This window comes from Bacillus sp. NTK074B, from assembly GCF_017303375.1.
GTDB lineage: Bacteria > Bacillota > Bacilli > Bacillales > Bacillaceae_B > Rossellomorea.
Genome location: NZ_JAFKOH010000004.1, coordinates 171,862 through 183,918, shown reverse-complemented (window position 1 = coordinate 183,918; position 12,057 = coordinate 171,862). Strand labels below are relative to the sequence as shown.

Annotated in this window: 9 protein-coding genes; 8 read left to right on the top strand and 1 reads right to left on the bottom strand. The window is 45.1% G+C overall.

What is annotated here, in order from left to right:
• Positions 1-103 precede the first annotated feature (103 nt).
• The 3 genes from JI667_RS08895 (at position 104) to JI667_RS08885 (ending at position 4,348) form a co-directional block, all read left to right on the top strand.
• Positions 104-1,483 carry a sigma-54 interaction domain-containing protein gene (locus tag JI667_RS08895; RefSeq protein ID WP_206852228.1) on the top strand — a complete coding sequence of 460 codons (1,380 nt, stop codon included), beginning with the start codon at positions 104-106 and terminating at the stop codon, positions 1,481-1,483.
• A gap of 116 nt (positions 1,484-1,599) precedes the next feature.
• Positions 1,600-2,982 (top strand): YjiH family protein, encoded by a 1,383-nt coding sequence (locus JI667_RS08890; protein WP_206852224.1) that lies wholly within the window; start codon positions 1,600-1,602, stop codon positions 2,980-2,982.
• Between the two features lie 43 nt (positions 2,983-3,025).
• Positions 3,026-4,348 (top strand): aspartate aminotransferase family protein, encoded by a 1,323-nt coding sequence (locus JI667_RS08885; protein WP_206852223.1) that lies wholly within the window; start codon positions 3,026-3,028, stop codon positions 4,346-4,348.
• Between the two features lie 41 nt (positions 4,349-4,389).
• On the opposite strand, the gene JI667_RS08880 is transcribed toward JI667_RS08885, so the two are convergent.
• The gene (locus tag JI667_RS08880) at positions 4,390-5,241 is read right to left on the bottom strand and encodes a MurR/RpiR family transcriptional regulator (RefSeq protein ID WP_206852221.1); all 852 of its coding nucleotides are present in this window, start codon (positions 5,239-5,241) and stop codon (positions 4,390-4,392) included.
• A 301-nt stretch (positions 5,242-5,542) separates the two neighbouring features.
• Between JI667_RS08880 and JI667_RS08875 the strand changes: the two genes are divergently transcribed.
• From JI667_RS08875 to JI667_RS08855, 5 genes are all read left to right on the top strand, one after another.
• Positions 5,543-6,886: a GntP family permease gene (locus tag JI667_RS08875; protein WP_206852220.1), complete on the top strand. Its 1,344-nt coding sequence runs from the start codon at positions 5,543-5,545 to the stop codon at positions 6,884-6,886.
• Positions 6,887-6,976: 90 nt separating this feature from the next.
• Positions 6,977-8,488, top strand: coding sequence for a gluconokinase (gene gntK, locus JI667_RS08870; protein WP_206852476.1), 1,512 nt, complete (start codon positions 6,977-6,979; stop codon positions 8,486-8,488).
• 403 nt (positions 8,489-8,891) lie between these two features.
• Positions 8,892-9,611 (top strand): YebC/PmpR family DNA-binding transcriptional regulator, encoded by a 720-nt coding sequence (locus JI667_RS08865; RefSeq protein WP_206852216.1) that lies wholly within the window; start codon positions 8,892-8,894, stop codon positions 9,609-9,611.
• 126 nt (positions 9,612-9,737) lie between these two features.
• Positions 9,738-10,325 (top strand): hypothetical protein, encoded by a 588-nt coding sequence (locus JI667_RS08860; protein ID WP_206852215.1) that lies wholly within the window; start codon positions 9,738-9,740, stop codon positions 10,323-10,325.
• Positions 10,326-10,786: 461 nt separating this feature from the next.
• Positions 10,787-12,052 (top strand): ATP-grasp domain-containing protein, encoded by a 1,266-nt coding sequence (locus tag JI667_RS08855; protein ID WP_206852214.1) that lies wholly within the window; start codon positions 10,787-10,789, stop codon positions 12,050-12,052.
• The last annotated feature ends 5 nt before the right edge of the window (positions 12,053-12,057 follow it).

Below are 12,057 nucleotides of genomic sequence, written 5' to 3'. Positions count from 1 at the left end.
ATAAATAATCAAAAAAGTCTGGTATAAATGGATTAATATAATAAAATTTGTGAAGATTATTCATCATTGAATAATTTCAATACTAATTAAAGGGGTGACTTGGATGACTGAAGCGAAAAAAGTTTGGAATGAAAACGAAGCGATTCTTCATTCCCTGCAGGATGATATTTTAGTGACGAATACAGACGGGATCATTCTGAAAGTCAGTGAGGCAACCGGTGGTATCTACAATGTGAAGTCGGAAGATATGATCGGTAAATCCGTTTATGATCTTGAAAAAGAAGGAATCTTCACACCTTTATTGACTCCGTTGGTTTTAAAGGAGAAGAAGAAAGTCACGCTGGTTCAAACAAGTAAAGAAGGCAAGAAACTCCTTGTTACAGGCATTCCAGTCTTTCATGAAGATGGACAATTAGTGCGGGTCGTAAGCTATTCACATGATGTAACCGAATTATTGAATATGAAAAAATATTTAATGGATATGGAAGACGAGATGGAAAGGGTGAAAAGCGAGCTGGAAATTCTCAGGAGCCGTCATTATTATTCTGAAGGAATCACTGCAACAAGCGATGAAATGAAAAGGGTGCTTCAGGTCGCGCTTCAAGTGGCGGATGTAGATGTGAACGTTCTGCTCCTGGGGGAATCAGGTGTTGGAAAGTCCCATATCGCCAAATTCATTCATAACAAAAGTCAAAGAAAGATGGGGCCTTTCATAGAGGTCAATTGCGGGGCTATACCAGAGTCCTTATTTGAAGCTGAATTCTTCGGGTATGAGCCCGGTTCTTTCACTGGAGCGGATCGTAAAGGGAAGGTAGGATTAGCCGAACTTGCAGAAGGAGGGACTCTTTTTCTTGATGAAATCGGTGAACTATCTCAATCAAATCAAGTGAAAATCCTGAAGTTCGTACAGGAGAAACAATTTTACCGGGTTGGTGGAACGAAGCAAAGGAAGGTGGACTTTCGGGTCCTGGCAGCGACGAACAGGGATTTGGAGGTGGCGATAGAGAAGAGGGAGTTCAGGCAGGATTTGTTCTTTCGTCTGAATGTAGTGCCCATTACCATTCCGCCTCTTAGGGAGAGGACATCGGATATTATTACGTTGATCGATTACTTTGTGAACTATTTTTGTGAGAAATATCAAAGGCAGAGGACGGTGGATGAAGCAGTGGTTCACCAGCTGTTGATTCAGGAGTGGAAAGGGAATGTGAGGGAGTTAATGAATGTGATTGAGAGGCTCATTGTAACCTCTTCTAAGCAGTTAATCGAAATGGAAAATCTGCCGGGTCAATACATACAACAGAGTGGTCATTTGTCAGGACTTGCCCATGAAGGTCAATCGTTAACAGACATCTTAGAAGCGGTAGAAGAACAGGTGCTGAAGAAAGCGAGGGACAAGCATAAGACAACAACTCAAATGGCGCAAAGTTTAGGGATCAGTCAACCTTCTGTCGTCAGAAAACTTAAAAAATACAAAATAAAATAAAAATTGGCATGATACTTGCAAGTATTAAGGTGAATCGACTTAGAAACGTATAAAGGGGGAGCGGGCCGTTTCAGCTTCACAGTCATTGGATAAAAATTTCAAAGGGGTGTGTGACAATGGAAGTAGGAAAACCGAATGTAAGTGAGTTGCAAACTCAGTCTAGACCGCTAAAAGAAGCGATGAAGTTTATCATTCCTTCCTTCATAGGGGTGTTGTTGTTTTTGATCCCTGTTACCTATGAAGGGAATATGACCATCGGGGTCGGAATATTCGCTTCTTATTTTCAAGGGATGTTCGAAGGTATATTGCCATTATTCATGACAGTCATTTTTGGTCTATCGGCTTTGATGGCCATTTATACGAAAATGTTTAAACCTCAATGGATTGTGAAGCAATCATTCTTAAAAGGATTATTCGATGTAGGTTATTTCTGGATTGCCACACGTGTCATCGGTACTGTTTTTGCCGTGATGACCGTCAATGGAATCGGTCCGGAGTGGATTATATCAGACTATACGGGTGGAACGGTCCTGTATTCGTTAGTTCCCGTCTTGACGACCTGGTTCCTGTTTGCGGGGCTCTTGATGCCATTGCTTTTAGACTTTGGCCTGATGGATTTCTTCGGGACGCTGCTTCAAAAGATCATGAAGCCTTTATTCCAGCTGCCGGGCAGATCGTCCATCGATGCCCTTGCCTCCTGGATGGGAAGCGGGACGGTTGGTGTTCTCATTACAACGAAACAATTTGAAGAGGGGTACTATACAAAACGCGAAGCGGCAGTGATTGCAACGAACTTCTCGGTTGCATCCATTGCCTTTAGTCTCGTGATTGTCAGTTTCATAGGATTGGAATCAATGTTTGTTCAGTTATACGGTACGGTCGTGATCGCCGGCATCGCAGCCGCCGTGATCTGTCCGAGGATTCCACCTCTTTCACGCAAAAAAGACACGTATTATGAGCCTGTGGGCATGCAGATTTCTGAAACGGTGCCTGATGATGTTTCCCGCCTTCAGTGGGGCTTTGAAAAAGCTGTAGAAAAAGCATCCGAAGTGAAAAGTGTCGGGGAAGTGACCAAAAAAGGATTGCAGAACGTATTGGATATCTGGTTCGGTCTCATTCCCCTTGTGATGGCCCTTGGAACACTGGCCTTGGTCGTTGCTGAATATACACCGGTATTCAATATCATGGCCTATCCAGTCGTTCCATTCCTCGAGCTCCTGCAAATCCCGCAGGCTGCGGATGCTGCCCCTGCGATGATCGTCGGGTTTGCCGATATGTTCCTGCCAGCTGTGGTAGGGAGCGGCATTGAGAGTGAGTTAACGAGATTCGTGATTGCTGCTATGTCTCTTACTCAATTAATCTACATGTCCGAGATCGGGATACTATTGATCAAATCTAAAATTCCCATCAGCTTCCTGGATCTGTTTATCATCTTTATCCAGCGTACGATCATTACGTTGCCGATCGTAGCGTTACTGGCGCATTTCTTCTTTATGTAAAGCCTCGACGATTTATACAAAAAAGGATATGGGGGTACTAAAAATGGAACGAACGTTTGAACAGCTTATAGAGCGCATGCCGGACCGTTTGGCACCAAGTATGGCTAAGGATCATCCGAATTTACCCGTAGTGAAAGAAGAGGGCTGTTACTACTACGGACTTGACGGAAGGAAGTATCTTGATTTTACATCTGGAATCGCCGTGACGAATGTGGGGCATCGCCACCCGAAAATCGTACAGGCGATCAAAGATGCAGCTGACGGGTTAATGCATGGGCCTTCCGGGGTCATCATGTATGAATCGATTCTTCGGCTGGCGGATGAATTGGCGGAGATCCTTCCAGGGGACCTGGACAGCTTCTTCTTTGCCAATAGTGGAACGGAAGCCATCGAGGGAGCTATCAAGCTCGCAAAATACGTGACAAAACGTCCTTATGTCATTTCCTTTACCGGATGTTTTCACGGTCGCTCATTGGGTGCCCTCAGTGTTACGACTTCGAAAAGCAAGTACCGAAAGTTTATGCAGCCTTCAGGATTAACGTATCAGATTCCATATGCAAACGAACGGGAGTGCCGGGAGGGAGAGGACTCGGCCCGGTATGTTGTCGAAAAGCTTGAAAAGGATTTTGAAACGCTTTTTAATCATCAGGTAACCCCTGAAGAAGTGGCCTGTGTCATTTTAGAACCCGTACTGGGGGAAGGCGGATATATTGTCCCTCCGAAGGTGTGGCTTAAGAAGGTAAGGGAGATTTGTGATCGCCACGGTATTTTATTGATTTTTGATGAAGTTCAAACTGGATTCGGCCGTACCGGGAATTGGTTTGCCGCACAAACCTTCGAGGTGACGCCTGATATCATGGCGATTGCAAAAGGTATTGCCTCGGGGCTCCCCCTGAGTGCAACGGTCGCATCCAATAAACTGATGAAACAATGGCCTCTTGGAAGTCATGGAACCACTTTTGGAGGGAATCCGATTGCCTGCTCTGCCGGTCTTGCCACCTTAGAAGTCATGAAAGAGGAAAACCTCCTGGATAATACGAAGACGATGGGGGCTTACGCCGTTTCGAAGCTCGAGCATTTGCAGGAGAAACACCCTGTGATTGGAAGCATCCGGGCGGTGGGGTTGATGATCGGAATCGAAATCGTTCATCCCCAAACAGGGGGACCGAATCAGGAGGGACTGATGGACATCCTTGACCGGGCTCTGGAAAAAGGGGTTTTATTTTACCTATGCGGAAACCACTCCGAAGTGATCCGGATGATTCCTCCTCTTACCGTTACAAAAGATCAAATTGACGCCGGTCTTCAAATGCTGGACGAAGCGTTGACGGAGTATGGAGCATCGCTGATGAGTCATCTTGATTAAAGTGAAAAAGGTTGATCAGTTCACACTGGTCAACCTTTTTTTTACAGCCTTTTAACCGAAATGGCCTTCCTCATCTTTCTAAGCGCATCCTGTCCTTCCGCTTCCCGTCTCATCATTAAATTGACATATAGGGCATCAATCAATGTTAACTGGGCAATGCGGGAAGATAAGGCCTCTGAGCGATAATCGGTTTCTTCGGAAACGGTGAAGAGTGACGTATCGACTCTTTGACTTAATGGGGACTTGGCGAAATTGGTAATACAGATGGTCTTTGCCCCGGTTTCTTTGACGATGTCGAGAACCTGCAGGATATCCTTCGTCGAACCTGAGTGGGATATGAACACAGCACAATCGTCACTCGTCATCTGGGAAGCCGTCATAAGCTGAATGTGACTGTCGCTTGCGGCATGAACACGTAATCCGGTCCGGATGAACTTATGATAAGCGTCAAGGGCGATGACACCGGATCCGCCACTGCCGAAGAATTCAATGGAACGGGCGCCATTCATCATATCTACAGCTTTCAAAAGCTTCTTCTCATCAACCACCATTAATGTGTCTTCTATCGTTTTAACATTGGATCTGAAGACTTTGGTGGCAATTGTCTGTGCTGTATCACCTTCATTGATCCGTTCGTGGATATCTTTAAGTCCAGTGACGATTTCTGAAGCAAGGGCAATTTTCATTGCCTGATATCCTTTGAAACCGATGCGTTTACAAAAACGGAAAACAGTAGAGTCGGCAACTCCCAAGTCTTCGGCCAGTCCATTAATCGTGGAATGGATGATCTCATTTGGATTTTCAAGGATATAATCGGCAATTTTTTTCTCCGTCACACTGAATTGGGGATAGTGGGAACGGATACTTGCTAAACAATGTTGATGTTGACTCATAGACACCACTCCTGTAAGGGTTTTCGTAGTTTTATTATACAAGATTTATAGAAAAATAAAAATAATTTCTGAAAACGGTTGCAAAAGGAAAAATATTTTTTATAATAGAGTTAGGTAGAAAATAATTTTCCTGATGGTTTTGATTGAAAAAAGGCGATTCTCTTCAATTATTTAGAGAGTCGTAGATACATAGAGTGTTTTGTAAACGCTTTACTATTTACCCTCTACAGGAAGTCAGGATCAACCGTTATAAAAAATGGGCAGCAGGGCTGCCGTGACGAAAGAAAGGTAGGGATACACAATGTCAGATCAAATGCTTATTTTAGTGGCACTTGCCGGAATTTTTCTTCTTTTATTTTTAGTAATTAAAACAAAGCTTCACGCTTTTGTTGCCCTATTATTAGTGAGTTTAATCGTAGGGATCGCCGCTGGAATGCCTTTGCAGGAAGTGGTTGCCTCGATTCAGAGCGGTATGGGCGGGACCCTCGGATTTGTCGCCGTTGTCGTTGGATTAGGCGCGATGTTCGGTCGTATGCTTGAAGTGTCAGGAGGAGCGGAACGACTTGCCCAGACGCTGATTAATAAATTTGGGGAAGATAAAGCACAATGGTCCCTTGGTATTACAGGTTTCCTAGTCGCCATTCCCGTATTCTTTGATGTAGGATTCATCATTCTTGTACCAATCGTGTATGGGTTGGCACGTAAAACTGGAAAGTCACTGCTATACTACGGAATTCCGTTGCTTGCAGGTCTTGCCGTTACACACAGTTTCATCCCTCCGACTCCGGGGCCGATTGCGGTTGCGGACTTGATCGGGGCAGACCTTGGATGGGTCATCCTGTTTGGTGCCATCGCGGGGGTTCCTTCCATGATCATCGCAGGTCCACTTTTTGCAAAATGGATTTCGAAACGAATTCACGCAGTGGTACCGGAATATATGCAGGCGGAAGAAATGGAGTACGACAAAGAGCTTCCAAGTTTCGCTCTGATTGCTTCTCTTATTTCGATCCCATTAGTATTGATCTTATTGAATACGCTTTCGGGTGTTATCCTGGATGAAGGAAACATGGTTCGTTCCATCCTGACTTTCTTAGGACATCCATTCGTAGCCTTAACGATTGCAACATTGTTGACGTTCGTTCTATTAGGAACGAAGCGCGGATATTCCCGCCAGGAAGTACAGGAAATTGCAACGAAAGCACTTGAGCCTGCTGGGATCATCATCCTAGTTACAGGTGCCGGTGGAGTATTCAAGCAAGTATTGATCGACTCAGGTGTTGGGGAAGTACTAGGAAATATGATGGCTGGTTCCAGCCTGCCGCCGATCGCCCTTGCCTTCTTGATTGCCATGGTTGTTCGTGTCGCTCAAGGATCAGCGACTGTTTCTATGGTTACAGCAGCAGGATTGATGAGCCCGCTTATTGAAACATTGGGCATGGAGGGACCTGTTCTTGGACTGATGGTTATCGCCATTGCATCTGGAGCGACGGTCTTCTCCCATGTGAATGACAGCGGATTCTGGTTAGTGAACCGTTACTTTGGATTAGATGTGAAAGATACGTTAAAATCATGGACAGTGATGGAAACGCTTATCGGATTCGTAGGATTCGGAGTGGTGTTCATTTTAGGAATATTCATTGGCTAAAATAGGATAGAATAATAGCAGAAGAGGGAAGAGCCATGTCGCTTCTTCCTTTTCTCTATTTATTTAGGAGGAACGAAGATGTCAGAATTCATGATTGGTGTCGATATCGGAACCACAAGTACTAAAGCGGTACTTTTTAATAAACAAGGAAAAGCGATCCATCGTCATGGGATCGAATATCCATTACATACACCGACGCCGGGGACGGCTGAACAGGACCCTGAGGAAATCTTTCAGGCGGTCATGAAGTGCATCAAGGAAGTGGCTGTGAGTACGAAAGAAACGATCTCGTTTGTGTCATTCAGCTCTGCTATGCACAGTTTGATCCTTGTGGATGAGAATGATCAACCTTTGACCCCTTCCATTACCTGGGCGGATAACCGCAGTGCTGCATGGGCGGAAAAAATAAAGAGAGAAATGAACGGATTAGAAATCTATAGAAGAACCGGCACCCCGATCCATCCGATGTCACCTCTTGTGAAGCTTGCCTGGCTGAAGGATGAGAAACCGGAATTGTTTGGGAAAGCTGCAAAATTCATTTCGATTAAGGAGTTTGTCTTCCATCGCTTGTTCGGTAAATATGTCATCGATTACTCCATCGCGTCTGCAACAGGGATGTTCCATTTGGAAAACCTGGAATGGGATGAAGAAGCCCTGAAAGTGGCAGGTGTAGCGAAGGATCAGCTTTCGATTCCGGTTTCTACAACTGAAAGGCTGGTAGGGTTAAAGTCCGAATATACAGAAATGCTAGGATTGCCTGCTGATATACCATTTGTTGTTGGAGCAAGTGACGGAGTTCTATCAAATCTTGGCGTGAATGCCATAGAACCTGGCGTGGTGGCTGTGACGATCGGGACGAGTGGGGCGATCCGAGCCGTGACCGACCGTCCAGTGACAGATCCGAAAGGCCGTATATTCTGCTATGCCTTGACGGATCATCATTGGGTGATCGGAGGACCTGTGAACAATGGCGGAATGATCTTCAGGTGGGTCCGTGACGAACTTGCTTCAGGAGAAGTCGAAGTGGCGAAGCGATTAGGGAAGGATCCTTATGAAGTGCTCACGGACATTGCTTCCAAAGTGGAGCCGGGATCTGAAGGACTTCTCTTCCACCCTTATATGGCGGGAGAACGTGCTCCCCTCTGGAACGCGAAAGCGCGGGGATCATTCTTCGGGCTTGGAATGCATCACAAAAAAGAGCATATGATACGTGCGGTCCTTGAAGGGATCGTCATGAACTTATACAGTGTGCTCCTCGCCCTGGAGGAATTAATCGGCACGCCGAAACGGGTACAGGCAACCGGTGGATTTGCCCGTTCTAAACTGTGGCGCCAGATGCTTGCCGACGTATTCGATCAAGAAGTGGAAGTGCCGGAAAGCTTCGAAAGCTCTTGTCTTGGAGCCGTGGTTCTTGGTATGTATGGAAACGGTATGATCGATTCTCTTGAAGAAGTGAAAGAGATGGTAGGATCCGTTCATTCTCATCAGCCGGATCCCAAAGCGACGGAAGCCTATACGAAGCTGATGCCGATCTTCATCCGTGTTCCGCGTTTACTGGAAGAGGAATACGAAGCAATCAGTTCATACCAGGAAGAAAGCTGACTCGATTGAGTCGGCTTTTTTTTTCGGAGGAATTTATCCTCATGTTTGTTCGTTGTCTAATGTTTTAATTTTTTTGAGGACGTATAAATACAAGAGTTGCTTTTCCATCCCCTTCTTTAAGAGATTTTTCTAGATAGAGGGGCTGGCCGCCGTAGCTGGACAGGTGAGACCCCACAGGCGAGGAGGCTCACCTCAAGCCCCGCGGAAAGCGAGGATCCTGTAGCGGAAATCAACTCCAACATACTATTCTAAGGTGTGGAATCAAATTTACTAAAAGAGCTTTTAGATAGAACCATGGAAGGGAATCACTTAGCCAAAAAGTGCCCTTTTCATGTATAATAGAAACGAATATACCTTTATGATCAGAAACTATCCATAGATAAATGAAAGAGAGTGAAACAAAATGGGACGTAAATGGAATAACATTAAAGAAAAGAAAGCGTCAAAGGATGCCAATACTAGCCGCATATATGCAAAATTCGGCCGCGAGATATACGTTGCGGCGAAACAGGGAGAACCGGATCCCGAACTGAATCAGACGCTGAAATTCGTTCTTGAGCGTGCGAAAACATACAGTGTGCCGAAACATATCGTGGACCGTGCCATCGAAAAGGCAAAGGGCGGATCTGAAGAGAACTACGACGAATTACGCTATGAGGGCTTCGGACCGAATGGTTCCATGGTCATTGTCGATGCTCTGACAAACAACGTAAACCGTACAGCTTCCGAGGTCCGTGCTGCATTCGGTAAGAACGGCGGAAACATGGGCGTGAGTGGATCTGTAGCGTATATGTTTGATGCTACGGCCGTGATCGGGATTGAAGGGAAATCGGAAGAAGAAGCTATGGAGATCCTGATGGAAGCAGATGTTGACGCCCGTGACATCATCGAGGAAGAGGATGCCGTGATTATTTATGCTGAGCCGGATCAATTCCATGCTGTACAAGAAGCATTTAAAGGTGCCGGTATCACTGAGTTTACAGTGGCGGAACTTACGATGCTTGCTCAGAATGATGTTGAACTTTCAGAAGACGATCAGTCTCAATTCGAAAAAATGATTGATGCGATTGAAGATCTGGAAGATGTTCAACAGGTTTATCATAATGTCGATTTAAGTGAATAACATTTCGATGAAGCCCCTTGCGCGTAGTGCGCCAAGGGGCTTTCTTTATGAACGGAATAAGAAACTTCAGATAATCTTAATTAAAGTGGTAAAACTACTGATATCCATTTTAATAGAGGTGATCATATGAAGAAAATGACGTTAAGATTTTTGGTGGTCATGATCATTCTATACATGGGCATCTGCTCAAACGGATCTGCCCATCCTGATCAGGAAAGTGACAAAGTCGACGTAAGCGATGTGAAGTATATTCAATCAGAAACGGTACCTGATCCAAAGCTCGAGGAAGCATTTAGTAAAGCATTAGACCTGAAACGTGGGGAAGATCGTGTCCAATACTATTATAATCATGTCGACCTAAACGAAGATCAACAGCCGGAAACATTTGTATATGTAATTGGTTTCCCTGTGTGCGGAAGCGGGGGATGCAGCGGCGTCCTATTCACAAAGGAGAACAATGACTATAAGCTCATCACGGTGTTTTCATTGGTCAGGAGTCCTATTATAATTCAAGATGAGAAAACAAACGGGTGGAAAAATATCATTATGTATGTTTCCGGTGGAGGGATCAAAGGAGGGTATAAACAATTACGCTTCGATGGGAAGACGTATCCTTCCAATCCGTCCGTTCAACCGGATGTTCAACCGGGGAAAATCAGTGGAGTGGTAATCATCAATGATGACATCTCGAAGAAAGAAGGCATTTCTTTTTAATATTTACTTATGAAGATAACTAGGCACATTCCCGATTTGGGAATGTGCCTTTCTTATTTAGGCTGTTTTCGCAAAGATTGTTGCTATTCGCATACCAACCAAGATTTACGATGCTCTGTCATTTAAGTTGTGGTGCAAGAGGGTGAAGGGAACAGTCCCGCTTTCCACGGACGTTCGGCCGAGCCTCCTCAGTAAAGCCCGAGGAGGCTCAACTCACGCCCCGCGGAAAGCGAGCACCTGTAGCGGAAATCAACCGCCACTCGTTACATCCAAAAGCAACAATGTTTACGAAAACAGCCCTTATTTACAATAACCTTAGTGTAAGTGGTGTCAGGTAAAGTCGCATTAACACTTTATTTGTCGAAAAGATTGAAAATTCAGCAAAATCCTTCATTATCAACGAGTGCTTTGTTATGCTAAAGGTGAATCTGAATAAATACGCGAAAAAGGGAGAGGAAGATATGGGACTAGATCAACTTGAAATGCAGCAGGCAAAGCAGAATGTGAAAGAAAAAACCAAACCCTATTTAACGGCACTGATCGGTTGGAGCCTGCCGGCCATCGAGGCGTGTACAAAGCTTGAAAGACCCTTCGTTGTTGTGGGTCCGCCTGACTTCGAGGGTTACGCAGAAAAACATGACATTGCCTTTATCGGTTGGGACTTCGATCGATTGAATGAAGGCTCAGATCATCTATATAAACAACTGAAGGCCCTGGGTGCAGAAGTTGCGATTCCCTTATATGAAGAATGCGTGGAGTGGGCAGGGGCGTTGAACTCCCGTTTCCGCAGTGAACCACGCGTCTTTAACCGTTCTCTCCTATTAAGGGATAAAGGGATGATGAAGCGTAAAGCTCAAATTGCTGGAATCAAAGTGGGTGTATTTGAAGAAGCAAGGGATAAAGAAGATGTGAGGCGCTTTTTGAAACGTGTGAATGAGGCACTTTTGAAAGTGGAGGGGGATAAGAACGACCCCATCCACGTTAAGCCTCTTGATAAAGCAGGCTCCGTCGGACACCGGGCCATCGAGAATCCGGAAGATATCGATGCCCTCACTGAATCTGAATTTCCCTTGTTGATGGAGAGTCATTTAGACGGTCAGGAATTCTCTTGTGAAGCATTCATTCATAAAGGAAAGATCCAGTTTTTAAATATAACAGAGTATGTGCGATTGGGTTATTCCAATTTCGTACCTGCCTCTCCAACTCTTGAAGAGAAACGTCCAATCATCCGTGAGGCGATACAACAGCTCATCGATGCGTTCGAGATAGAATACGGCGTCATCCATCCTGAGTATTTCATCACGTCCGATGGAACCCTTCATTTTGGTGAAGTTGCGGCCAGGGTGCCAGGAGGGCATATTTTTGACCTGATTGAGCGGGCGTACGGATTCAACGCCTATCAAGCGCAGATTCTTTGTGGCGATCCGAATACGACAGAAGAGGAACTTCGTGAATTTTTCCCTTCAACTGGAGAAAAGGCAAAGGCTCATGCAGGTTGTTTAATGGTCCATCCTCATGTGAACTATGTGGAGAAGCTTGAGGTACCCGATGAACTGGAGAACCATCCTTATTTCGAAAAGCATGATATGTTCAGTCCGGCGCAGGGGAAAGTGGCCCAGCGTATCGGTTTCGGGAACCATTATGGAACGATCTTCTTCTTCGGTGAAGATAGCGAAGTCATGAGGGATTTATTGAAAGAATACGAACAATTTAATTTTTATATTTAATGGTA